The sequence below is a fragment of the uncultured Fluviicola sp. genome (assembly GCF_902168135.1).
In the GTDB taxonomy this organism is placed as follows: domain Bacteria; phylum Bacteroidota; class Bacteroidia; order Flavobacteriales_D; family Crocinitomicaceae; genus Fluviicola.
In genome coordinates this window covers 267,459-292,662 of sequence record NZ_CABHOL010000021.1, presented here as the reverse complement: position 1 = coordinate 292,662, position 25,204 = coordinate 267,459, and the positions used below count along the sequence as shown (strand labels likewise).

Below are 25,204 nucleotides of genomic sequence, written 5' to 3'. Positions count from 1 at the left end.
AGATGTGTATAAGAGACAGGTTTCTTATTTGTTTGAGAACAAATAAGACCTACAATTACTGAATTTATAAAAACAATTTTTGAATCATACCGCTTTCATATTATTCACTTTTCTTTTTTCTTTCCAAGTTTTGGGACAGCAAAACCTCATTCTCAATGGGGACTTTGAGGAGTATTGGCAGTGCCCGGATGATGCAACGCAGATAGAACGTTGTAAATATGTTTATAATCCGTGCGAATCTGCGCTAAGTACTTCAGACTACTTTAATGCATGTTATGTATCTGGTTCCGGAGGAGCTGTTGTTGGAGTTCCAAACACTCCTTTTGGATATCAGGAAGCTTACAGTGGCAATGGGATGGTTGGTTTTGGATCCGAATATAATTCGTCAAATCAATTTGAATATGATGAATATATTCAATTATCCTTTTCAGAGAAATTAGAATGCGGGAAAAAATACAGGTTTGTTGGACATTTCAATCTAGCAGATTATTGTCGATATTCTATAAAAAATATCGGGTTTTATTTTTCTGAAACTGAATTAAACGATTCGGACTTTCTTTATAATATTTATACTCCACAATATATTGATTCATCCACTCTTATCGAGGATACTCTTAAGTGGTATACTCTTTCTTTTGAGTTTGTTGCCCAGCGTGCATACAAATATGTTTCCATTGGTCATTTCAAAAAAGATTCTTCATTAAGTTTTATAGAAGTTAACCCCAATTCAATTTTTGGGTTTTCGGCATATTTCTATTTGGATGGTTGTTCACTTAGTAAAGTTGAAGAGGATAATGATGTTGAAATAGAAATTCCTAATATTTTTACTCCTAATAATGACGGAATAAATGATTTTTTTGAGATTAAAGGAAACAAGGAACAATTTGAAAAAGTTTATGTCGTAAACCGTTGGGGCAACGAAATTGTTGAGTTATTAACTCCTTTCAAATGGGATGGATTAAGTAAATCTGGTACTGTTGTCTCAGAAGGAGTATATTATTATATCTGTTATCCTTATTCCGAATGTGAAGTTGATAGAAAAAGTTTGTTTAATGGTATGATTCATCTAATCAGATGAATTATGAAAAATCTAAAATGCACTTTAGCATTGATATTAGTAATTAATTGCTTTAGATTATTTAGTCAAGAATGGACATATAACAGTTTAATAACCGGTCAAAATGGAAATATTTTTGGCACATCATTAAACTTCCCAATCAACATCTACACGAACAACACGCTCCGTGCCAGGTTCACTACCGGAAGCGCATTAAATTCCCTGGTCGGCAACTCCGGTGACGGTCTCCGAATTCTCGATCCCATTCCTGGAGGAATCGGGCATTTGGATATGTTTACTTCATTTAACAGTGGCGGTAACGAAACCCATATTGTTTTTGGAAGCAGCGGACAAATATCGGGGCAAAATAACCGTTTCGAATTGCTTGCTAAAGCTGCACAGGGATTTTGGTTCAATCTCTTGAATCCTTCCGGCCAGTATTACAAATTTGCAACCAATTCAACGGTGCATGCCTTTGTGGGAAGTAACCGGTTCTGGCGTATTGGTGATCAGACAGAAATGGCAAATATTTCTGCAAACAGAAGACTGGAGGCTGTGGATCTTAATCCTCAATTCAGACTGCAATACGGCGGGATAAATTCAAGTGGCGGACCTTTTACCGATTTTCTTTCGAACAGCAGTGGAAACCTGCAGATCATGCCATCCGGAGGCCGGGTTGGCGTAAATTTGACTACAAACCCAACAGCCAATCTGGATGTAAACGGCAATGCCCGCATCCGCAATGTACAGGCAGCAACTCCGAATTCTATTTTGGTTGGAGTTAACGCTTCAGGTGCATCAGATGTGAATGTGCGGAGATTGGATTTCAACGGTGATGCAAACACTTTTTTAGGTGGTGATGGAACATTTCATACGGTGAATACAGCGCCACCTCCGGCAAACAATGGTGTTTCAAGAAACATATTCCCAACGTCTCCTTATCAATTAGGAGATTTGTATGCGGCACTTCCTCCAACAGCCACTGCATTAACTGCAAACCGACAGGTTAGACTTGGAGGAAGAAGTTTGATCTTTTCCGGATCGGGAAGAATTGGAATAGGTTTAGGCTACCCGAACCTTCCGACAGAAGTGCTGGATGTAAATGGAAATGCGCGTTTTAGAAATGTACCTGCCCAGGGAGGTCAATCACTTATATTGGGGCTTCAAAACGGAACAAGTGCGAATGATGTGGAATTATCAAGATTGGCTTTTCCAAATGATAATACACTTGCATTGTTGGGAGACGGAACCTGGGGAACTGTTACCGGGCCCGCAGGTCCGGCAGGGCCAGCAGGCCCAACTGGGGCGACCGGACCGGCGGGAGCTACTGGAGCAACAGGGCCGGCAGGACCAATGGGACCTCAAGGGCCGGCAGGTGGAATTGTTGCTGCTCAAAATGGATTGAACTTATTGAACCCTTCAACCGTGGAGTTGGGAGGTCCGTTATTGCGTAATACAACAGTTACAGCCAATGGGTATGACATGGTTTTCAACAATCTTTACGGAAACTTTATTGTAGGTGCCGCCAACAATGGGAATGCTCCGTTAAACGATGTAAGTCAAAACATTATTCTTGGTCTGGCAAATACCATTAATTACAATACAGCTATTTACCCGCAAGGCTGGGGACATAATATCTTTGGAGGCTACAACAGAGTCTACAACCAGCAAACCAAAGTTTTTGGCGACGGAAATGAAGTTGGAAACGCTACTTATGGTGGTGCAGGTATCGGGGATTATGTTTTCGGGTACAACAACAAATCAAATACACTTACCAGCTCACAAAGTGCGTATACCATTGGAGCAAACAATGAAAACCAGGGATACTTCGGCTACATCTTCGGAAAAGCCAATTATGTAACGGGCCAGGAATCGTTTGCTTATGGGAATGACAACATTACAAAAGGGTTCAGAGCCCATTCTTTCGGGAATTTTGTGTATTGCCCGGATTACATCGTCTCCATTGGAAACAGTTATTCGCCTAGTTCGGCAAATGTTCAAAATTACCTGAACAGCGGCGGAGATATTTACACGGCTCATACAGCGATGCCGACAGCAGCACAGGATATTCCGGCAATAAATATCAGCAATTCAAACAATGTTGCCATTAAAAAATATTATGCAGCTTCTGCACTGGATGTTTGGGGAACAATTGTTGAAAATGGAACAGCTGTTACTTCAGATTCAACACTTAAACACAACATCCAGGATTTGGAAATCAATGCAGATAGTTTGTTAAGCTTACTTCGCCCGAGAACCTTCGAATGGAATACGGTTCAGGATACATTCATGATGGGAACACAATATGGTTTTATTGCCCAGGAATTTGAAACTGTTTTCCCGGATTTGGTTAAGGCAGGAAGAGATAGTATCAAACACATCAGTGCAGGTGGTTTATTTCCGATCTTAGTATCCGGTTACCAAAGTCAAAAAGCTCAAATTGATTCTTTGGAAAATCAAAATGACGCTTTACAGGCAGGTCAAGATAGTCTAGAGCAAATAGTAGCAAATCAGGATGCGAAAATTGAGGACTTGAACGACCGTTTGACTCAACTGGAAAACTGCCTTTCGGGGATTTTACCTTTACTGTGCCAGCTAAACCAAAGTGCCATTCAGGCAAATACCCCTGCTGCCCAGGAAGAAGTTCGTAAAAATCTGAACGTAACTTTGAGCAACCGCAACGCAATTGTACTGGATCAAAACGTTCCGAATCCGTTCGCAGAGCAAACAACGATCAACTTCTCCATTCCGGAATCGGTGAAGAAAGCACAAATCCATTTCTATGATGGAAACGGCCGCTTTATGAATTCTGTTGAAGTAACGGAAAGAGGCCTTGGTAGTGTGACTGTTTTCGGTTCTGACCTGAGTACAGGCGTTTATACTTACACATTGGTTGCAGACGGACAAGTTGTAGCAACAAAGAAAATGATGAAGCAATAATTTCATTGGTAATAGCAATGGGGTGCGATATGTCGTGCTCCATTGTTTTGGCATCAAAATTGCCTATCTTCCTTCCATGAAAACAAGCTTACTTCTTTTGCTCCTGATTATTCAAACTCCACTCTTTGGTCAGTTTAACTGCAAAACGGTAAAGCTGACTGACGGCTCAGAGGTGAAAAAATGTTTTCATCAAAATGGGAAAATCTCTATCATTGAAACTTGGGATAAAGACAAGCGGAGCGGAAGTTTGAAAGTGTTTAATAACCAGGGAAAAGAAGTGTGTTCGTATAATTTGAGACATTTCGGCGGACATGCTTCTGCACTGTTAAGCTGGTTTCCGAACGGACAGGTGAAAAGTATTGCTTACAGTGATGCCCCTGACGGCGGGATTCAGTATTACCATTCTACCCGGCAATTTGATGAGGTGGGCAACGAGACTTCCTTTACGGAAGATAGTTATGACGATAAATTGAAAATACCTCCTGTTACGGTCCGGGATACTGCTAAGCCCGGAAGACCGCTGGTTGAGATCAACCGGGTGCTGGAGAAACCGAAAACAAAACGTGTGGACTTTCTCATAGTCAATAAGACTAAATCTACCCAAAAAGTAACACTTGATTATTCGGCTATTGCGCCTGATACTATTTTGAGAATTGGTGGAAAACAGGAAGTTTCTCTGTGCAGTTTCCAGTCAGAAAAAGATCAGGAACTAACCGGTATTTCTGCGCTGAAATTAATGGGAAACACCAAGCGCTTTGAGATCATTCGGGGAAAAGAAGAAGAACTCGAAGATCGCAAAGTGATTGTTTGGTATATTATCAAAAATTAGAATCACAAAATCAGGTTCTTAAATCGTCGTTTTTTCCGGAAAGTTTGCATTTTTTGGCTGATTTAATCCGATTTTAATCAGAAACAGGGGCGTTTTTGTTAATTTTAGGCATTATCATAAATTGATTGGTTTAGTTAAACCTTAAAACCAGTTCCATGGGACATGTTCCGGAGTTAATTATCGATCTGGCACTCATTTTAGGCGCGGCTGCCGCTATGACGATCATTTTTAAGATGCTGCGCCAACCGGTTGTTCTCGGATATATCATTGCCGGAGTATTTGTGGGTCCGTATTTCAATGTTTTTCCTACAGTAGTTGAATCGGAAGGAATCAAGACCTGGGCAGAAATCGGGGTAATTTTCCTTTTGTTCGGACTTGGGCTCGAATTCAGCTTCAAAAAACTGCTCAAGGTGGGAAATGTCGCCGTAATTACTTCCCTGATGGGGGTTGGGATGACATTCCTGATCGGTTACAACGTAGGAGTTATGCTGGGTTGGGAAATGATGGATAGTTTATTCATGGGCGGAATCCTGAGTATTGCTTCTACGACTATTATCTTCAGAGCCTTTGATGAATCCGGAGTAAAAAGCCAGAAATTTGCCGGGATCGTATTGGGCGCATTGATTATTGAAGACCTGGTAGCCGTTGTGCTCATGGTGATCTTATCCACGGTTTCTATCAGCCGGTCCTTCCAGGGAACTGAGATGATCTTTTCGATTATCAAACTCGTTTTCTTCCTGGTTTTGTGGTTTGTTTCCGGGATCTTTTTTCTTCCGACCCTTTTCAAACAGCTCAAAAAGTACCTGAACGATGAAACATTATTGGTACTGTCATTGGCTTTGTGTTTTTTGATGGTCGTACTTTCTTCTGAAGCCGGATTTTCACCTGCTTTGGGAGCTTTCATTATGGGTTCTATCCTGGCTGAAACACCCAAAGTGGAGAAAATTGAACACCTGGTGCAATCAGTGAAAGATCTGTTCGGAGCAATCTTCTTTGTTTCCGTAGGAATGCTGCTGGATCCGAATATGCTGGTGGAATATGCACTTCCGATTGCTATTTCAACGGTAGTGTTGTTGATAGGGAAACCCATTTTTGCAACTATTGGAGCTCTGATAGCCGGACAGCCGATCAAAGTGGCAGTGCAAACCGGAATGAGCTTGTCGCAGATCGGTGAATTCTCTTTCATTATTGCAACGCTCGGTGTGACGCTCAAAGTAACCAGCGACTTCCTGTACCCGGTTGCGGTGGCAGTTTCGGTGATTACGACATTCACCACTCCCTACATGATCGGTTTTTCGGGAAGGGTATCGGATTGGGTGACTTTGAAAATGCCTGTAAAATGGAAAAACCGCTTGTATAAGTACAGCCAGGGGACCCAGCAGGTTACAGAAGCAAGCGACTGGAAGAAATTGATCCGTTTTTACCTGATCAATACGATTATTTTTTCGGTGGTTATCATCAGCATTATCTTATTGGCTGACCGTTTCCTTGCTCCGTATTTCGAAGAAAGTAACTGGAAGAAACTATTGATTGTTTCCCTGACTTTATTGATGATTGCCCCGTTCCTGTATGCGCTTGCTTTCAGACGAGGACCTTCGCAAACCTATGCAAGTATCTGGACCAGGCCGCTTTACCGCGGACCACTCCTGGCATTGATCATTTCTCGGATTGCACTGGCTATTTTCTTCGTCGGATTTGTCTTCGCCAAATATTACTCTCCGCTTGCGGCTCTGCTGGGAGTACTAGCAAGCACGGCATTCTTTATTACCCAAAGACACCGGATCAAAGGATTCTACGGCCGGATTGAAACGCGATTCCTGCTTAATTTGCATGAACGCGAGCGGTCTCAAAAAGAGAAGAACTATCTGGCCCCCTGGGATTCGCATTTAACGACTTTCACCCTCGACGGGCGTTCCCCGATAATCGGACAACCCTTAAGTGCTATGAAACTGCGCGAAACATTCGGGATCAACATTGTGATCATTGAACGCGGGGACCAAACGATTAATATTCCGCGGCAAGATCATGTTTTATACCCGAATGATGTTATTTCAGTGATTGGAACCGATGAGCAGTTAACGGCATTTAAAAACCACATTACGGTTGCAGAAACCAAGATCGAATCCAAATCAGATTCTTCGCAGGTTGGATTGCACTCGTTCTCCATTCCGGAAGATTCAAACCTGGTAGGTCAAACCATGCGCCATTCCCGTATGCGTGAAATATGCCAAGGAATCGTTGTTGGATTGGAACGGAGTGATGAGCGCATCGTTAATCCGGATCCGGACATGGCGTTTGAAGCTGACGATGTAATCTGGATTGTAGGATCAAACCGAAGAATTCAAATCTATTTGCGTGATATCCTGGAAGCGAAATCAGTGTAAAGGGAAAAAGGAAATGGGTAAAGTATCTATAAAGGGACATGAGGGAATCTGCTGATGTGCGATTCTGAGTTTAATTCCGTTCCTTTCAGTAAGTGATCTACCAATTCATGCATCAAAAGCGGTGCAATCATGTAGCCTTTTGTTCCCAACCCGTTTGCGATCACCATTTTTGGAAATACCGGATGCCTGCCTATCAGAGGTCTGCGGTCGGGAACTGTTGGACGAACCCCGGCTTTGTGTTCCGTAATGGTATACGCTTCCGAAGTGATCGATTTCAGATTTTCAGTGATGGTTTGTTTTCCTTCTTCCGTCGGGATTGTATTGTCCGTATCCCATGCGTATGTTGAACCGACTTTGAACCGCCCGTCACCCAGGGGAAGCAAAAAACACTTGCGGTTCAGGGATTCCTTCGCGTACATAGTTTCAGATGCTAAAGTCAGTACTTCGCCCTTAGTCTGCTGCAGCGGAAGGTAAGCGAAAAGTGGATTGGACTTGCCATCTTTTCCTTCGGCAAAGAGGATGAAGTCATAACTTACTCCTTTGTAAGCGGCTTCCTTCGGATCCAGTTCTCTTTGAGCGAAGGTTTCTTCGGAAAGAATTCCTTTTGATTGGAAATATGCGCGGTTCACATGCATGAATACATCAGTGTCAATATAAGCGGCTTGTTTTACACGACCCGTTCCGAAGGTGTTTTGTTCCAATGGAAAGTTTAGGTCTTCTTCGATCAGGGTTTCCATATACTCTGAAAATTCGGGAAGTTCCTGTTTTGTCTTCCAGAATCCGAGCTCCTGTTCGGATGCAAACAAACGCCGGATCACAAGCGGATGATAGAATGAACTCCCGGTTAATTGTTCCATCTCAGCATATTTTTTACGGGCAAAGGGAATCAATTCGGAAACACGCCAGCTTAGGGTCATACGCCGGAAAACAAGCGGATTGATAATTCCTGCTGCTACAGCAGAAGAAGCATTTCCGCCCTTATCGATCAACTGAACATCACAACCAGCCTGAATCAACTCATGAGTCAGGCAAATTCCGGCAACACCACTTCCTACAACCAAAACTTTCATAGCACAAAGATGTTCAAAGAGTTCATAAGGTTCAAAGAAAAGGGCTCAAAAATTTGAAATTAAACCTTTGAACCTTGAACCATTATTTGAACTGATTCTGCTTTCTGAACTTGGTAAACGGAATAAACCGCGGAACCTTTCGCTGGTAATTCGTATAATCCGGGTATTTTTCCGCAGAAAGACTTTCCGAAAAATCAGAACTTCCTTTGAACAAAACAACCAGGAGCAAACAACCTGCCATCGACCAGTTAATCCATTCCCCGGTTGCAACCACGCTGAATAAGTAGAATAACAACCAAACAGTTTGTTCCATGGCGTAATTCGGATGACGAACGATTGCCCAAAGACCGGTATCTACAAACCCCTTTGCATAAGGACCGAGACTTTCTCCGGCTTTAATGCGGCGGTGTTTTTCCGTTTGAAAATTATACTGCTGCTGGTCTGCAATGAACTCAATGATTACGGCAACAATGATAGCAAAAGCAATAACCCAATCCCAAAGCTGGATAGTAGTTGGAGCAGCATCTCCCAAACCAGTTAGTACAGGAAGCGTAAACAGGAAAATCAGGGTGTTTTGATAAGAACAGATGAAGAACAGGTTAAACAACATCCACACAAAACGATTGTTGAAACCCGGTCTTTGACGTAAGACCTCCCAGCGGTAATCTTCTTCTCCTGTCCAGAATTTCCACTGATAAGCACCTCTTCTGGCAAAATTGTAGGTTAAGCGCACCCCCCAGATTGTTACAACGACAGCCATTAAAACCAGCCGCGGAGCGAAATCACCGGCATAAGCCACGTGCCATACGTAATAGATCGGAATAATACTCCAAATCTTATCGATTTGAGAATTGTTACGCGTAATTTCTCCGAGCAAAAAGCAAACGCCGGTTACAACTGCCAGAACAATGCTCATATCAGTAAGCACTTCTGCTTGAAGCACGTTCAAAGGAGTTCCGAAATAGAAAGACATGATCGGTACAACGACCAGGGTCAGTATGAGAATAAGTATAGTAATTAACATGAGCGAAAGTTAATATTTAATTCAAAATGATGAATTCAAAATTCAAAAAAACAGAGTCAAGACATATCGAATCAATGATTCGTCTTGTCTCTTGACTCAATATGTCTTGACTCTATTCCGCTACTGCCAGCACCGCAATACTGATCTTAGCCTTCGGGAACTCTTCCTGTAAGATTCTTACACAGGTTTCCAAAGTGGAACCGGTTGTGACCACATCATCAACAATCAGCAGGTGTTTTAATGCTGTATTAGTTGTGCCCTGTATCTTGAAACGGTTTTGCATATTCTCCCAGCGGGAAGACTTTCCTTTCCTGGTTTGACTTTCCGTAAATGAGATCCGTTTTAACAGATCTTTCCGGAGCCTTGTACCGCTGCTTTCTGCAATGCCCTTACAAATGACTTCTGCCTGGTTATACCCGCGGATAAATTCTTTTTTCGGATGGAGCGGAACAGGGATGAGCGCGTCTACATCCGAGAATTTAGCAATACTCTTTAGTTTTGTTCCGATCTCTTTCCCGAAGTGTTTCCCGATTTCGGGGTTGTCTTTGTACTTGAGTTCGTGAAGGATCTGCTGGGTAGAACTTTGTTGCTTAAAACGCAGAAGGGCATAAGTACCTTCCAGGTTCACCCTTCCCCAAAACAATTTATCGAGGTTGGTAGCTTCCATATAATCTTCGAAATGGGTGTATGCTAATTCACTCGCACAAATCGGGCAGATTGCCAGTTTGGATTGATTGAATTCGTGTTTGCAGATTAAACAGTTTTGAGGGTAGATTACATGGAGCAGATCACGGGTCCATTTGTTAAAATTCGACGAAAAATTTAGTGACATAGTAGTGTGTATTTGGCTTTGCTCAACTATCAACAATAAGGTGTTAATAGCCTCTTAAAAATAATAAAAAAAGAAACTCAAAATCCACCTAACTTTATAGGAAAGCCGACTGAAAGTCTTCATACACTTGAAGTTGGATGAAACTGGCTAATTCTTCGATGAATTGCATATTCTGTACTGTGAATATCTTTAGGGGGGATGTTGATAAACTCGCTAAGTGTTCATGTTAAAGGATTTCAAAGTGGGGATGTTGAAAACCTTAAACAATTGTGGATTTCTTTAATTGTGAAAGGAAAGAATTTTGACAATTTTTGTAAGCCCCTTTGAGCACAAAACTTGTTGAACACACGCAACAATATCGGAGGGGAAACTAACTTAAATTTGAATACCAACACACTTTATCTATGGTTAAGAAATTAACCATGGCATAGGATTTATTGACTTTAAAAAACAACCCTGGCGATGAATGTCAGGATTTAAAAACAAATTAAAAAAATGGCACAGGCAGAACCAATCTTATCGGAAAACAAAAACAGATTCGTATTGTTTCCAATCCAGCATGAAGATATTTGGTCTTTTTACAAGAAGGCCGAGGCAAGTTTTTGGACTGCAGAAGAAATTGATTTATCGCCGGATTTAATTGATTGGGAAACTAAACTGAATGACGATGAACGTCATTTTATCAAACACGTTTTGGCATTTTTCGCAGCGTCCGACGGAATCGTGAACGAAAACCTGGCAGAGCACTTTTTGGCTGAAGTGCAGTATACCGAGGCAAAGTTCTTTTACGGTTTCCAGGTAGCCATGGAGAACATCCATTCAGAGACATACTCGCTGTTAATTGATACCTATATCAAAGATCAAAAAGAGAAGAACCATTTATTCAATGCATTGGATACGATCGATTGTGTTCGTAAGAAGGCAGATTGGGCATTGCGCTGGATCGATAACGGTTCTTTTGCAGAGCGATTAGTTGCATTCGCTGCTGTGGAAGGAATCTTCTTCTCCGGTTCATTCTGTTCGATTTTCTGGTTGAAAAAACGCGGCTTGATGCCAGGATTATCGTTCTCCAATGAGTTGATCTCCCGCGACGAAGGTCTGCACTGTGATTTCGCTTGTTTGTTGTACACCAAGCACCTGGTAAACCAGCTTTCAAAGGATCAGGTAGAGAAAATCATTCTGGATGCTGTTGAGATTGAGAAAGAGTTTGTAACGGATGCACTGCCTGTGAAGTTAATAGGTATGAACGCAGAATTAATGGCACAGTACATCGAATTCGTTGCAGACCGATTATTGACAGAGCTTGGGAATCCAAAGGTGTTCAATACGGCAAACCCATTCGACTTCATGGATATGATCTCCATCCAGGGAAAAACCAACTTCTTCGAAAAAAGAGTAGCTGAGTACCAAAAGTCAGGCGTTATGTCGAACAAGGAAGACCAAACATTTAGTTTGGACGAAGAATTTTAATTGATTATATTATACATTACCAATAACAACAACCCAAATAGAGCGCTATGTACGTAATTAAAAGAGACGGAAGAAAAGAGGCGGTGAAATTTGACAAGATCACTGCACGCATCATCAAGATGTGCTACGGGCTGGACCCGCTGGTTTCACCGGAGGCTGTTGCCATGAAGGTCATCGAAGGAATCTACGATGGAGTGACAACAACAGTTTTAGATAATTTGGCCGCTGAGGTTGCAGCTGCTAAGACCATTGACCACCCGGACTATGCTTTGTTGGCATCCAGAATCGCGGTGTCCAATTTACACAAGGAAACGAAAAAATCGTTCTCCGATGTGATGGAAGATCTATACAAATACATCGATCCGAAGACAGGACAACGTGCTTCCCTGATTGCTGATGATGTGTATGAAGTGATCTCGAACAACAGAGAATTGCTGGATTCAAGCATCATTTACGACCGTGATTTCCGTTACGATTACTTCGGATTCAAAACCTTGACAAGAAGCTACTTGTTGAGAACAAACGGTGAGATCGCAGAAAGACCGCAGCAAATGTTGATGCGTGTTGCTGTCGGGATTCACAAAAACGACCTTCAACAGGCAATCAAGACGTACAACCTGATGTCTGAAGGATGGTTTACACATGCTACACCAACCTTGTTCAATGCAGGTACACCAAAACCTCAAATGTCTTCTTGTTTCTTATTAACAATGAAAGAAGACAGTATCGAAGGTATTTACGAGACGTTGAAATCTTGCGCTCAGATTTCACAATCGGCTGGTGGTATCGGATTGGCTATCCACGATATTCGTGCTACAGGATCATACATCAAAGGGACAAACGGTACATCCAACGGAATCGTTCCGATGTTGCGCGTATTCAACGACACTGCCCGCTATGTAGATCAGGGTGGAGGAAAACGCAAAGGATCTTTCGCAATGTATATCGAGCCCTGGCATGCTGATGTATTCGATTTCTTAGATTTGAAAAAGAATACCGGAAAAGAAGAAATGCGTGCACGCGATTTGTTCTACGCGCTTTGGATTCCGGATTTATTCATGAAACGAGTAGAAGAGAACGGAGACTGGACGTTGATGTGTCCGCATGAGTGTCCGGGACTTTCCGAAACATACGGAGCTGATTTCGAAGCATTGTATACCCAATACGAAGCAGAAGGAAAAGGCCGCAAAACAATCAAAGCACAAGATTTGTGGTTTAAAGTATTGGAATCTCAAATTGAGACCGGTACTCCATACATGTTGTACAAGGATGCTGCAAACTCGAAATCAAACCAGCAAAACTTAGGAGTGATCAAATCTTCTAACTTGTGTACGGAGATCATCGAGTATACTGCACCGGATGAGATCGCAGTTTGTAACCTGGCTTCCCTGGCATTGCCGAAATTCGTAACAGAAGAAGGAACGTTCGATCACGATAAATTATTCGAAGTAACTTACCAGGCAACTGTGAACCTGAACCGTATCATCGACGGAAACTTCTACCCGGTAGAAGAAGCGCGCAACTCAAACATGCGCCACCGTCCGATTGGTTTGGGAGTTCAGGGATTGGCTGATGCATTTATCATGATGCGTTATCCATTCGAATCCGAAGAAGCAAAAGCATTGAACCGCGAGATCTTCGAAACGATTTATTACGCAGCAATGACTGCTTCCAAAGATTTGGCTATTGCTGAAGGACCATACGAAACAATCGCGGGATCTCCTGTATCAAAAGGAATTTTCCAGTTCGATATGTGGGGAGTAACTCCTACAAACCGTTGGGAATGGGATCTATTGAAAGAAGAAGTGAAAAAACACGGTGTACGCAACTCCCTGTTGTTAGCTCCGATGCCAACAGCTTCTACTGCACAGATCCTTGGAAACAACGAATGTTTTGAGCCTTACACATCCAACATTTACACACGTCGTGTATTGTCAGGTGAGTTCATTATCGTAAACAAGCACTTGCTGAAGGATTTGGTAAAAGAAGGTTTATGGACGAAAGATATGCGTCAGAAATTGATGGCAGCAAACGGTTCTGTTCAAAACATCAACGAGATCCCTCAATACATCAAAGACCTTTACAAAACTGCCTGGGAAATTTCTCAAAAAGCAATTATCGAGCAGGCAGCAGATCGTGGAGCATACATTTGTCAGTCACAATCCTTGAATATTTTCATGGAGAATGCAAACTTCGGTAAGTTGACATCTATGCACTTCTACGGTTGGAAAAAAGGATTGAAAACAGGTATGTACTACCTGAGAACGAAAGCTGCAACAGATGCGATCAAGTTCACAGTAGATAAAGCAGTAACCGAAGAACCTGCAAAAGTATCCGCAGCGGAATTGGAAGAACAACAAGCGGCAATCGCATGTTCTTTGGATAACCCGGATAACTGTGAAATGTGCTCAGGATAGAACTTGAAAAATAAATGAAAACTGTAGGGACGCGATGCTTCGCGTCCCTACATGTTTTTTTGAAAGATTTTGTGTGATGTTAATAATTGTGCCGTTTTTATGATATCACGCATTCAAATCCTGTCCTCTTCGGGCGGGATTTTTTGGTTTTTGGACATGCGATTAATCGTATCCCTGGAAACCGGTCTGATATAAAAATCGACTTTGTATACTAGTATAGCACTTAAAACGTTAGTACTTTAGCATGATGCGCGCTGTACGGGTCGGACTTCTATTGCTAGGCAGTATTTTTTGTTGGGTTCATAGCTGGACACAAGATAACGCGTACCGTCAAAAAACGATTGCAGCAACAAGCAATCTCATCCAGCTGGATTCTTTAAGTATTGCGCCAAATTCGTTGATAGTACGCTGTGGCGGAGAAATTATCCTTCCCTACCAATACATTGTGGATTACGCAAAAGGAACGATTCAAATGTCCCGGCTTTGCTCGGATGAACTGACGGTTTCTTACCGCGTGTTACCGTTTTCTTTCGCAAAAAGTTATCAATTACGGGATACAAACATTATTTACACCCAAAATAAAGGCGATCGGGAAAAATACCTGATTACACCAACGGTAGAACCATTGGACCTCATGGGAGCAAATGGCCTTCGAAAATCGGGAAGCATCTCCAGGGGAATTACTTTCGGGAACCGGCAGGATCTTTCTGTAAACTCTTCCCTGAACCTGGAACTGTCGGGTTATATTGCTCCGAACTTACAGGTTTTGGCTTCGGTAACAGACGATAATTTGCCCATCCAGCCGGAAGGAAATACCAATAAACTGCAGGAATTCGACCAGGTATTCATCCAATTATTCAACGACCAGTTTAAGCTTACTGCAGGGGATTTCTGGATCAGTAAACCTGACGGTTATTTCCTAACCTACAAGAAGCGCGGACAAGGATTGACCGGTGAATACTTCTGGAAAAAAGACAAGACCGGAACAATCAAAACACAGGTCAGCGGAGCATTGTCCAAAGGAAAATTCAACCGGCAGATTATCCAGGGAGTAGAAGGGAACCAGGGACCGTACCGCCTGAGAGGAAATGAGAACGAGCCATATATTATCATTCTTTCCGGAACGGAGCGCGTGTTTATTGACGGGAGGCAGCTGAGCCGAGGGCAGGAATACGATTATGTGATCGATTATAACACTTCGGAATTGACATTTACTGCAAAAAACCTGATCACGAAAGACATCCGGATTGTTGTAGAATTCCAGTATTCGGACCAGAATTATGCCCGTTCACTCTTTCAATTTTCAACAGCTGCCCAAAGCAAAAAACTGGACTGGTGGATCAATGCCTATTCCGAACAAGATGCAAAGAATCAACCGTTGCAGCAAAACCTGACCAATGATCAAAAAATGCTCTTATCGGAGATTGGGGATAGTTTGGAACTGGCCCGTTATTCGGTCATTGATTCCGTTGGCTTCTCCGAAAACCTGGTGATGTACCAAATGGTCGATTCTTTGGGATACGACAGCGTTTTAGTGGCTTCTGCAGATCAGAACGTTGCTTTTTACAAAGTTCAGTTTTCATACGTCGGTCCGGGAAAGGGCGATTATGTATTTGAAAAGTTCAATGCGATTGGCCGGGTCTACAAATGGGTGCAGCCGGTTGGAGGTGTTCCGGTAGGAGATTACGCACCGGTTTCATTATTGATCACACCGAAAAGACAGCAACTATTTACAGCAGGAACGACTTACCGCTTCAATGAAAAATTGAAGATCACCACCGAATTAGGAATGAGCGGTTATGATCTGAATACCTTTTCTTCTCTGGATCGCTTTGATGACCGGGGATATTCCATGCGAACCAGGATCGAACATACGAATCCGTTCGGAAAAGACTCTGTTCCTGCCTGGAGCTGGAAAAAACAAGCCGAGATAGAAATGCTGGACCCTTATTTCAAACCCATCGAACAATACCGGACCGTGGAATTTGACCGCGACTGGAATACAAGAAGCATGGGGTATACCGGAAACCAGGTTTTGACAACATTAGGGACGAGCATTGAGAATACCAGGTACGGTAAAATTGGGATTAATGCACAGCAATATAAGATCGGTTCGGATTTCTCAGGATTACGGACCCAATTACTTACTTCCTGGAAGCAGCAGGGGTTCAATGTCACTATTGATGCGAGTTTCCTAAGCTCTAAAAACGAGAATACCAACCAGTTTTTACGCCATAAAGCAGATATCTCCAAGCAAATCAAAAAAGTGCGCGTCGGATTTAAAGATGACCAGGAATTAAACCGTTTCGTCCAGGGGGATTCGCTGCTGGGACTGCAGTCTTACAGTTTTTTTGATTACCAGGGCTATGTTGCTTTGGGAGATACTTCATCCGGCGAATTATTGCTGAGTTACCGGGAGCGTGTAGACGGAAGATCGGATAGCACCCGTTTGAGAAATGCCGCAAAAGCAAGGACGCTTCGTGCCGAGTGGACGAAAAACAACTGGAAGAACCAACGCTTATACATTGTGGCGAACTACCGTGAATTGAAGATCCTCGATACAACACTCATTACACAGGCACCGGAAAACACTACCAATGGCCGGATCGACCATGATATTAAATTCTGGAAAGGAGCTGTCAATCTCACCACCTTTTATGAAGTGGGTGCCGGACTGGAACAAAAGAAGGAGTTTATCTACATCAAAGTCAATGACGGACAGGGAGTTTATACCTGGAACGATTACAACAATGACGGGGTCAAAGATCTGAATGAGTTTGAAATTGCCGCATATGCAGATCAGGCAAGCTACATCCGTGTATTTACACCTTCCAATGATTATATCAAGACTTATTCGAATGAGTATAACCAATCCTTGACACTTCGGCCGGAACGCGTATGGGCAAATGCTACCGGTTTCCGGAAAGTACTGGCGCGGTTCTCCACGCAAACCCGTTTCAGATTGCAGCGAAAGACCAATATATTTGACGGTGCAAGAGCTTACAATCCCTTTGTCGGAAGTATAGATGATAATTCGTTGATCAGTACTGCTAACGTGATCAAAAACACCGTGTATTTTAATCGTACAAACAATGTCGGTGGCGGAGATTATAGTTATGAAAGCTCGAAGACCAAAACATTATTGGCTACCGGATTCGATGGAAGAACCAAAGAATCCCATGAATTTAACGCGCGGGTTACCATCCTGAAAAAATTCAGTATCCAATCGCAGTTCGAAACCGGGCTGAAAACTTCTTCCGTAGATTATACATCCGGTCGGAACTACCGTTTGCATTACTGGCAGTTGAAACCATCTTTGATCTATCAGCCGAATACATCGCTTCGTTTCAGTTTGGACGGACGCGTTATCGAAAAGAGGAATGAAGAAAACCTGGGTGGTGAACAGGCAGATATTTATGACATCGGTATAACCGGAAAGTACAACCAAACACAAAAAGGAAGTTTGCAGGGCCAGTTTAACGTTATCCGCATCGCATTCCGGGGAGATTCGAACACCCCTTTGGGATTTGAGTTACTGGAAGCATTGAAACCGGGAGTGAACTATGTCTGGAGCCTGGGCTATCAGCGTTCCTTGTCAAAAAGTCTGCAGATTTCGGTTCAATACAACGGGCGCAAAAGCGAAGGGAATAAAGTCATCCACGCCGGGGGGATGGAGGTGAAGGCGTTCTTTTAGCAAAGTCAAAAATTCAACGGTTTAAAAAAAAATACCGTTATTAACTGATATGCTCCCTGACTAGTGATGTGATATTTGATTGAAATGAAATCCCCTAAAATGAATAAACTGTTCTATATCTTCTTTTGTGCTCTTTTAATCACATCCTGCAAAAAAGACAAAACTCCGTTAGCTGAAACGATACCTGCTCATGCACCGGATAATTTCGAGTTGCTGACAACCGTTCCAGCTCCATATAGTCTTGGATTCCTTCGTGTTGGCCCCAATGGTCAACTAATTTGGTCTGTTGATGAAATATGGAGAAGTTCTGATTTGGGAGAGACATGGTACCAGGTAAATAGTCCTGGTGGGTCTTGGGCTGCTGCTGTAGTATCCGCGAACACTTTTTTCGTGGGTAGTCAGAATCTTTACCGTACTACGGATAATGGCGTAAATTATACCCAGGTACTTTCAGGAAGTACCTCGGGAAACACTTACGATGTAGAGTATTTGGGAGGAAACACAATCTTGGTTTCATGCGACCGCATCAAAAAGAGTACGGATTTGGGGGCAACATGGACGGATGTTTATAACCAGGACCTGGATTCAGCAACGGTGCAGGAAATGCAATTCATTAATAGTAATTGCGGTTACGTCATGACTACCCCGGATATAAACTCTTTGTTAGATGTTTTATTACTAAAAACAGTGAACGGTGGAAATTCCTGGGAACCAAGTCTGATAGTGCCAAATTCAATTTGTGTAGATTTTCATTTTGCTAGTTCGAATGTTGGTTATGCGCTAATAGTAAATTCGAATAATGTAATTACTCTATACAAAACAACAAACGGAGGGCAGAATTGGATTACCATCCCTTTCACGGGTATTTTCCCTGGTATGATCCATTTTTACAATGAAACGGAAGGTTATGTTGCAACCAATGGCAACCTTTACCTGACCAAAGATGGCGGTTATAATTGGGAGCAGCTTGCTATTACCTGGGATAATTTGGTGGATCCTTTAAATTCCATTGTTCATTACAAAGGAAAAGTGTTTTTAGCCTTTTATAGTGGTAAATTGTATCGCTCTACCTTGTAAGAGTTTGTTAGATATTTTAAGAACAAAAAAGGGCAGGAGTTGTTTGATTCCTGCCCTTTTCCATACATAATTATGATCAATGTCCTGCTTCTTCTTCCGCTTTCGGGAAGCCTGCGATCATTTTGTCATAGTCAGCCAGTAATGCTTCGGCATCCGTTACTTTTCCATGAGCAATATCCGCTGCATTGGTATTTCCGTCTTTTTTAGCTTTTTCCTCTTCTGCTTTGTATTTATCAATGGAGTTTTTCAAATTATCTCTCAAATATCCGATGTATTGAGGCATAAACATTTGAGTGTACATTCCGCCTGTTTTATACTCGTTTTCGTAGATAGGAAGTGTACGTCTCTGAATTTTCGGTTCCTGTCGCGAAGCAAAGAAAGTCATGGAGTTCAGTACCCCCAATTTATCGAACCCTTGTACCAGGTTTGATTTAAAGACTTTCTCGTAATAAGCGATCTGGTCAGCATCTCCATATTTGGCATAGATCATGGCAATACCCATTTGCATTTTGCCGGAAGATTCATTTTCCAAAGTTTTACAAGCTTCCAAAGCTGCTTTATTGTTTACTTTGGAAAGTTGAAGCAAGGCAGCGCTTATCACAGAATAAGACTGGTCTTTTTGAATGCTTTCTGTGCATAACTGCTCCAGTTCCGGACCGGAAATCATTCCTGCCAAAGCTGTTATGGCAGCGGCGCGAACGGAAGAAACGGAATCAGTACTCGCCATCTGCTTCAAACGGCTGATTGAAGCGGCCTTGTTATCAGCAGTCATTTTACCGATTTTCTCGATTGCAGTAGAGCGAATATCCCAGAACGGATCTTTCAACGCTTCCTGAGCAATTCTTGCTGCTTCAGGAGAACTGGCAGGAACTTTTTGAAGTGCATTTTTCCGGTGAATGTAATGCTTGGAGTTATTCCATTGGAAAGCATACCAGGAAGCGTCTTTTTTCTCTTCCATTTTGCATAAAAGCATCGCTTCCGCATCAAAAATGACATTTTTCACAGTTCCCTGGGTTGGGATTTTCACCGTTGTGGATTCGTCGTTGAACCACTGACGGGTAGTTGTTGCACCACGGTCGTCATAAACCGTTACATCAACCGGTAATTTGAACAATCCGAAATCCTTTTTCTGTTTTTGGTTGACCGTGATAGAAACAGCATTCGCATCTGCAGCATAAGATACATCCAGGATCGGGTGGCCTTTTCCCTGGTACCACTGATTGAAGAACCAATTCAGGTCTTCGCCGCTGACATCTTCGAAAGCCAGTCTTAGTTGGTGGAATTCTGCTGCTTTGAACTGGTTTTGCTTCAGGTAATTTTTCAATCCCAGGAAGAAAGCTTCATCACCGATGTATTTGCGAAGCATGTGCAAAATACGCCCTCCCTTGTTGTAGGAATGACCGTCAAACATGTCCTCACGTGATTTGTAATCAAACCAAACCAGGTTGTGATAACCTCCCTGATCAGCAGAAGCAAAGTAACCTGCTGCTTCCTGTAATGCCTGGAATTCTGCTTCATCCAAACCGTGACGATGCTCATCCCACAAGAATTGGGAATAGTTCGCGAAAGATTCGTTCAATGTTAGGTTCGACCAGGATTCACAGGTAACCAAATCTCCGAACCAGTGGTGGAACAATTCGTGTGCAATCGTAGAATTGTCGTTCTCATCCAAAAGCTCTCGCTGTGTTTTATAAGCGTACTCTCCGAAAACTACTGCTCCGGTATTTTCCATTGCCCCGGAAACATAATCTCTTACAACAATTTGGGAATACTTGTCCCAGGGATATTCAACACCTAATAATTGTGAGAAGAAACCGATCATTGCCGGAGTTTCCCCGAAAATTGCTTTTGCGTCTTTTTCCCATTGTGGTTCTACGTAGTAGTTCACCTCCATGTTTGTCCCGTCGGGGCGCTTGTAAGTATCTTTTACCACTTTGAATTCACCCACTCCCATCATGAATAAGTAAGGAGCATGCGGAAGGTCCTGTTTCCAGTAGTCTGTTCTGGTACCGTCAGCATTTTTGGTAGAACTCACCAATTTACCGTTGGAAAGTGTTGCATATTTATCCTGCACAGTGATATAAATCTCCTGCTTTGTTTTCGAGTTCGGGGAATCGATCGTTGGGAACCAAACCGAGTTGGATTCTGTTTCACCCTGTGTCCAGATCTGGGGCATTTTATTAGGCTCTTCTCCACGCGGATTGATGAAGTATAGACCTTTATCACTGGTAATCGCGTTTGACCCGCCTGTTTTGCGCTCATCCGGTTTAGCGATGTAGTCAATAACTACCGTATAATTCTCATCACGTGTATAGGTTCTATCCAGTTGAATGGTTAAAACGTCGTCTTTGTATTCAAATTGGAGCGTTTTTCCGGCCATGGAAACACTTTTGATCTCCATTCCTTTCGCATCAAGGACCAACTCATTGGATTTGTAATAATGTGGTTTAGCCTGAAGTGTCTCTTTACCAATCAACCAGGATTTCGTCCAATCGAATGAAACTTCCAGTTTTGTATTGATCAAGTCGGTCAATACGGTTCTGGATGCATGGTATACTTTGGGGCTATCTTGCTTTGACTCGTCAATTGCAACAGTAGTTGACTCCGAGTTGTTACTTTGACTTGCCGCGTGCTCAGTGTCAGTATGTTTTGGTTGACAAGCTACTAAGACAAGAGCAACCAAGTAGGATATTTTCTTCATTTTCGGGCGAATATGATTCGTAAATACATTGAACGGCAAATATAGGAAACTAAGTTTTTTTTACAATCTTTTTCTAGATGAATGGACAAATAGTTCGTATTATTGTCGCAAAATTCTTACAGATGGAAACAGCTAATTGGACAACGGACGGAGAAGTCCTTCATGCTAACAGAGATGGGGTTCATATTCGTTGGGAAGACCAGCAGTTTTTTACAATAACGTACAAAGGGAAAAAGTTCCGCGGCGAAGTGATGTCGAATCGCATGGAAGAAGGTTTGCTTACATTAAAATTGAACCACCGCGTATTTGAAGTGAAAAAAGGCGGTCCTTTGGATGAATTGATTGCTTCTCTTGGAATGGACAAGCCGAAACTGCGCAAATTAAAGCAGCTGAAAGCACCGATGCCTGGAAGAGTTGTCAGTGTTGCTGTTACGGTTGGACAATCCATCGAGGTAGGAGATCCTTTATTAACGCTTGAGGCAATGAAAATGGAAAACGTTTTAAAAGCCGAAGGGATCGGAGTTGTTAAAGCCATTGCAATCAATCCGCAGGATGTGGTTGATAAGGGTGGCTTATTGATTGAATTTGAGTAAGATTCATTTATTCCCCACATTTTATTAAAATTTCATAGATTGACGTAAAACGCAATATTACGCTTTCGGTTGATAGATAAACTAAAAACGGCTCCCAAAAGGAGCCGTTAGTCGTATCAATAATATGTCTTTTAACTTTTCTGCGGTGTGAAAGCTTTATTAATTATAGAAGGATAAACCGCACCGAATTCTTTCATACACCATTCCCTTAAACGTTGAATTTCTTCTGAGTCAGACATCCATCGGATTGCTTTTGACAATTCTTTCTGGAATAAAAGTGGGTCAAAACTTACCCGAACCAGGATTTTTTTCGTTAGTTCAAACATGGGGTTCTGTTTATAATTTCATCTAATATAACGATCCATTTCCGGATTTGGTATGTTAAAAATGTTAAAAGTTACGTGAACAAAAAAGCGTGTGCCCGTAACAATCAGACACACGCTACTTTATAGCTGTATGTTAAATTTTTAATGGAGGTGTTGTTCGATAACCTGGTAAATTTCTTCCGTTACTTTATCGTATACATAGATCAAATAATGCATGTTATCGACATCATATTGATCAGGGAGTTTGTACGTGTAATTGACATAATACTTGCCGTTTGGACCAAGGTCTGAAGCTTCCAAAACGCGTCCGAAAGCCCTTCCGTCGATACAATCGCGCATAATATCTTTATGGACATAAGTTGCGTTCCGGGTTAAGTTGGGCATAAGCTGCGGTGCAACCAGTGAATCTTCACAAACGTAAACCACAACTGCCAGATCATTGGTGAGGTTATTGTCTACCTTGTCAACTTCTACATGCAGGAAACTACCTCTGGTACTTGCAAAATAATTCGTATGAGATTGAATATTCACGCGAAGCGGCTTGTTCAATTCAACCGTAGTTTTCGAATTCCATGTCGGAGGCGCGCTGGTATTGTCCGTACCGTTTAATTGACGGTTAACCGTTCCGCTTGGATTACCCAAAAAGCTTGTTCCCGGTTTGGACCCGAAATGAACGCCGATTTCATAAGCCAAATCATTAAATAGGACAGTAGGATAGTCCGGAAGTAACACTTCCTGGAAACTGGAAGCTCCGACAGGGCTTGTGTGAACTCCTACTCCAAATACTCTTCCCGGATTTGCCTGCTCCAGGCTTTGTAAAAGGGTTGCTGCATTCGGACAGTTGTTGCATCGGTGTCCGGTAAAATCTTCAATCAATACATTGGTGAATGTATTGGTGTTTTCCGGGAACGCAGGCCAAAGTCCTTGCGCCACATAGTGTGCGGAATCTCCATCCGGGTACAAAGACCAATCAAGTGCAGAAGTTCCCGTACCCTTTTCCGGATAGGCATTTTTGACCTTGTCGCAGGAAACAAGCCCTGCTGCCAAAATCGCTGATAAAAAGATAAATTTCTTCATGTTCTAAATGTATTAATTAGAAACTTTGCGTTAATGAAACCGTCAAACCGTTGGACGCAGGGACGAAACGGCATACACCGCCCACACAGAACAGACCGGCACGCTGACGACCATAATTCAAAGTTACCCGAGTTGCATCTTTTATCCAACCAAAAGATCCGATTGCGTAATGAACTCTCAAATCCTTGTTTGAATTACCATAGTTATACTGGTCCATAAAACCAAGGAACCAGTTTGGAGAGATTGTATATTCCAAAACGAGTGTTACCCAATCCCCTTTGTCCTTATCCGTCTGGTAATTGAAGCCGGCCATCTTTTTATTCGTAGTGAATAAAGCCTGTAACTCTGCTCTTAAATTGTGTTTCTTATTGATTTTCCAACCTGCTTCCAAAACAGCAATGTGAGCGTTTATCATTCCATGTGCAGTTTCGGTTACTTTTGAAACATCATTATTAATCGCGATGTTGAAATAGGAACCGATCAGGTAAAAGCTTTTGTTGAATTTGTAGGTAACATTTACGTTGATATCCTGCCAAAGCAAGCTGTCAGTCATATCGAACGGATTTCCCCTGTAGGTTATGCGGGAAGAATCTCCGGGCATTGCAAACCCGCGTGTATGACGTAAAGGTTGAAATGCTGCAGAATAATTAATATTGATTGGAATTCCGTACTTCCCGCCGCCTTTTCCTTTCGGAATCGTATAAAGCACTTCTGCCTGGTAAGCAATTTCACCCAAAGGCTGAGTAGCATAGGGATAAAGCGTCGCCACCAGGTTGTAAGTATGCGTTTTGTTCATGGCAGGCAGGTAATTGATAAACAAATCCGCCAACCCTTTGGTACGGTCCGAACGATAACTCATATTGTCTACGGACTTAGCTGAGAGTGAGATCCCCAATCCTTTTCGGGAATACCCCAGATTAATCAAAGCTGCATGTCCCGGATTGTAAATGTAACCGTTGTCATCACTCGGATCATTTTCCTTATAAGTATATTCCCCGTTCAAAGTGAATTTCTTATACCGTAATCCGATTCGACCGCTGTAGGCCGCCACATTTTCCGGAAGGATGTAGGTTTCGTTGTCATCTTTTTGGTACTTGCTCATGAAAGCTCCGCCGATAGTCACGTCCAAACCACTTGAATCCATTACCGGGATCAATTCATTCAAATGTAACTGCAAATCAACACCGCGTGTTATCCCCGCTGATTTATCTACTCTTCCTCCCTGGAAGGAATAGCGCTGGTTCCCGTAAACTGCTTTTAGCTGTATTCCTTTATAAGGGCGTAAGATTACACGGGCACCATCCATAGCATTATCATATCCGAGGTTCCGGTCTTCATAAGCCCTGAAAATAGTTCCCGAACCAAATTGTTCATAGAAATTACCTAAAGTAATATCGATATAATCGTTAGACCATCCAACATAGCGCATTCCGAGCCCTGTTCCGTCAAAACGGTTCGGATATCCGTTAATACGCGGTAAATAGGACTCGAAACGACCTCCTGCTTTAAAATGTGAGCCTGAATAGAACACATTCATGTAGGAGTTAAGCAGTCCGCGTTCTACAGGCTGTAGCGCTCCGATCAGCGGATCAGCATTCAGGTATTGGAATGTTGCTTCCATATTTCCCGTAATGCTCCCTAATATATTAGATTGTCCGAATGCTGTGAGCGATCCGGACAATGCACAGATTCCTAAAATCCAGTTTTTCATCT

16 protein-coding genes are annotated in these 25,204 nt (G+C 42.4%); 9 read left to right on the top strand and 7 right to left on the bottom strand.

Annotation, left to right across the window (positions count from 1 at the left end; translation table 11 throughout):
- Positions 1 to 130: 130 nt before the first annotated feature.
- The 4 genes from QZT69_RS08945 to QZT69_RS08930 all read left to right on the top strand — a co-directional run bounded on the left by QZT69_RS08945 (position 131) and on the right by QZT69_RS08930 (position 7,210).
- The gene (locus QZT69_RS08945) at positions 131 to 1,078 is read left to right on the top strand and encodes a gliding motility-associated C-terminal domain-containing protein (RefSeq protein ID WP_294673228.1); all 948 of its coding nucleotides are present in this window, start codon (positions 131 to 133) and stop codon (positions 1,076 to 1,078) included.
- A gap of 3 nt (positions 1,079 to 1,081) precedes the next feature.
- Entirely contained in the window at positions 1,082 to 3,997 is a 2,916-nt protein-coding gene (locus QZT69_RS08940; protein ID WP_294673226.1) for a tail fiber domain-containing protein, read from the top strand.
- Positions 3,998 to 4,073: 76 nt separating this feature from the next.
- Positions 4,074 to 4,826, top strand: coding sequence for a hypothetical protein (locus tag QZT69_RS08935; RefSeq protein ID WP_294673224.1), 753 nt, complete (start codon positions 4,074 to 4,076; stop codon positions 4,824 to 4,826).
- A 155-nt stretch (positions 4,827 to 4,981) separates the two neighbouring features.
- On the top strand, positions 4,982 to 7,210 hold the full coding sequence (locus tag QZT69_RS08930; RefSeq protein ID WP_294673222.1) for a cation:proton antiporter: 2,229 nt from the start codon (positions 4,982 to 4,984) through the stop codon (positions 7,208 to 7,210).
- Between the two features lie 26 nt (positions 7,211 to 7,236).
- Here the strand turns inward: QZT69_RS08930 and QZT69_RS08925 are convergent, their stop codons facing one another.
- The 3 genes from QZT69_RS08925 to QZT69_RS08915 all read right to left on the bottom strand — a co-directional run bounded on the left by QZT69_RS08925 (position 7,237) and on the right by QZT69_RS08915 (position 10,136).
- Positions 7,237 to 8,280, bottom strand: coding sequence for an FAD-binding oxidoreductase (locus tag QZT69_RS08925; RefSeq protein ID WP_294673220.1), 1,044 nt, complete (start codon positions 8,278 to 8,280; stop codon positions 7,237 to 7,239).
- A gap of 82 nt (positions 8,281 to 8,362) precedes the next feature.
- Positions 8,363 to 9,304, bottom strand: a complete 942-nt coding sequence (locus tag QZT69_RS08920; protein ID WP_294673218.1) for a DUF1295 domain-containing protein — start codon at positions 9,302 to 9,304, stop codon at positions 8,363 to 8,365.
- Between the two features lie 112 nt (positions 9,305 to 9,416).
- Positions 9,417 to 10,136, bottom strand: coding sequence for a ComF family protein (locus QZT69_RS08915; protein WP_294673216.1), 720 nt, complete (start codon positions 10,134 to 10,136; stop codon positions 9,417 to 9,419).
- 495 nt (positions 10,137 to 10,631) lie between these two features.
- Between QZT69_RS08915 and QZT69_RS08910 the strand changes: the two genes are divergently transcribed.
- The 4 genes from QZT69_RS08910 to QZT69_RS08895 all read left to right on the top strand — a co-directional run bounded on the left by QZT69_RS08910 (position 10,632) and on the right by QZT69_RS08895 (position 18,794).
- Positions 10,632 to 11,606: a ribonucleotide-diphosphate reductase subunit beta gene (locus QZT69_RS08910; RefSeq protein WP_294673214.1), complete on the top strand. Its 975-nt coding sequence runs from the start codon at positions 10,632 to 10,634 to the stop codon at positions 11,604 to 11,606.
- Positions 11,607 to 11,653: 47 nt separating this feature from the next.
- Positions 11,654 to 14,023: a ribonucleoside-diphosphate reductase subunit alpha gene (locus QZT69_RS08905; RefSeq protein ID WP_294673212.1), complete on the top strand. Its 2,370-nt coding sequence runs from the start codon at positions 11,654 to 11,656 to the stop codon at positions 14,021 to 14,023.
- A 244-nt stretch (positions 14,024 to 14,267) separates the two neighbouring features.
- Positions 14,268 to 17,717, top strand: coding sequence for a hypothetical protein (locus tag QZT69_RS08900; protein ID WP_294673210.1), 3,450 nt, complete (start codon positions 14,268 to 14,270; stop codon positions 17,715 to 17,717).
- Positions 17,718 to 17,816: 99 nt separating this feature from the next.
- The gene (locus QZT69_RS08895) at positions 17,817 to 18,794 is read left to right on the top strand and encodes a YCF48-related protein (RefSeq protein WP_294673208.1); all 978 of its coding nucleotides are present in this window, start codon (positions 17,817 to 17,819) and stop codon (positions 18,792 to 18,794) included.
- A gap of 76 nt (positions 18,795 to 18,870) precedes the next feature.
- Here QZT69_RS08895 and QZT69_RS08890 read toward each other — a convergent pair whose 3' ends face one another.
- Positions 18,871 to 21,495, bottom strand: coding sequence for a M1 family metallopeptidase (locus QZT69_RS08890; protein WP_294673206.1), 2,625 nt, complete (start codon positions 21,493 to 21,495; stop codon positions 18,871 to 18,873).
- Between the two features lie 122 nt (positions 21,496 to 21,617).
- On the opposite strand from QZT69_RS08890, the gene QZT69_RS08885 reads away from it, so the two are divergent.
- Positions 21,618 to 22,088 (top strand): biotin/lipoyl-containing protein, encoded by a 471-nt coding sequence (locus QZT69_RS08885; protein WP_294673204.1) that lies wholly within the window; start codon positions 21,618 to 21,620, stop codon positions 22,086 to 22,088.
- A gap of 131 nt (positions 22,089 to 22,219) precedes the next feature.
- On the opposite strand, the gene QZT69_RS08880 is transcribed toward QZT69_RS08885, so the two are convergent.
- From QZT69_RS08880 to QZT69_RS08870, 3 genes are all read right to left on the bottom strand, one after another.
- Entirely contained in the window at positions 22,220 to 22,414 is a 195-nt protein-coding gene (locus QZT69_RS08880) for a hypothetical protein (RefSeq protein ID WP_294673202.1), read from the bottom strand.
- A 141-nt stretch (positions 22,415 to 22,555) separates the two neighbouring features.
- Positions 22,556 to 23,491 carry an Omp28-related outer membrane protein gene (locus QZT69_RS08875; protein ID WP_294673200.1) on the bottom strand — a complete coding sequence of 312 codons (936 nt, stop codon included), beginning with the start codon at positions 23,489 to 23,491 and terminating at the stop codon, positions 22,556 to 22,558.
- A gap of 16 nt (positions 23,492 to 23,507) precedes the next feature.
- On the bottom strand, positions 23,508 to 25,202 hold the full coding sequence (locus tag QZT69_RS08870; RefSeq protein ID WP_294673198.1) for a DUF6029 family protein: 1,695 nt from the start codon (positions 25,200 to 25,202) through the stop codon (positions 23,508 to 23,510).
- Positions 25,203 to 25,204: the final 2 nt, after the last annotated feature.

Coding starts and splice junctions, on each gene's coding strand:
- QZT69_RS08940 (WP_294673226.1), top strand. CDS start 1,082: ATGAAAAATCTAAAATGCACTTTAGCATTGATATTAGTAATTAATTGC.
- QZT69_RS08935 (WP_294673224.1), top strand. CDS start 4,074: ATGAAAACAAGCTTACTTCTTTTGCTCCTGATTATTCAAACTCCACTC.
- QZT69_RS08930 (WP_294673222.1), top strand. CDS start 4,982: ATGGGACATGTTCCGGAGTTAATTATCGATCTGGCACTCATTTTAGGC.
- QZT69_RS08925 (WP_294673220.1), bottom strand. CDS start 8,280: ATGAAAGTTTTGGTTGTAGGAAGTGGTGTTGCCGGAATTTGCCTGACT.
- QZT69_RS08920 (WP_294673218.1), bottom strand. CDS start 9,304: ATGTTAATTACTATACTTATTCTCATACTGACCCTGGTCGTTGTACCG.
- QZT69_RS08915 (WP_294673216.1), bottom strand. CDS start 10,136: ATGTCACTAAATTTTTCGTCGAATTTTAACAAATGGACCCGTGATCTG.
- QZT69_RS08910 (WP_294673214.1), top strand. CDS start 10,632: ATGGCACAGGCAGAACCAATCTTATCGGAAAACAAAAACAGATTCGTA.
- QZT69_RS08905 (WP_294673212.1), top strand. CDS start 11,654: ATGTACGTAATTAAAAGAGACGGAAGAAAAGAGGCGGTGAAATTTGAC.
- QZT69_RS08900 (WP_294673210.1), top strand. CDS start 14,268: ATGATGCGCGCTGTACGGGTCGGACTTCTATTGCTAGGCAGTATTTTT.
- QZT69_RS08895 (WP_294673208.1), top strand. CDS start 17,817: ATGAATAAACTGTTCTATATCTTCTTTTGTGCTCTTTTAATCACATCC.
- QZT69_RS08890 (WP_294673206.1), bottom strand. CDS start 21,495: ATGAAGAAAATATCCTACTTGGTTGCTCTTGTCTTAGTAGCTTGTCAA.
- QZT69_RS08885 (WP_294673204.1), top strand. CDS start 21,618: ATGGAAACAGCTAATTGGACAACGGACGGAGAAGTCCTTCATGCTAAC.
- QZT69_RS08880 (WP_294673202.1), bottom strand. CDS start 22,414: ATGTTTGAACTAACGAAAAAAATCCTGGTTCGGGTAAGTTTTGACCCA.
- QZT69_RS08875 (WP_294673200.1), bottom strand. CDS start 23,491: ATGAAGAAATTTATCTTTTTATCAGCGATTTTGGCAGCAGGGCTTGTT.
- QZT69_RS08870 (WP_294673198.1), bottom strand. CDS start 25,202: ATGAAAAACTGGATTTTAGGAATCTGTGCATTGTCCGGATCGCTCACA.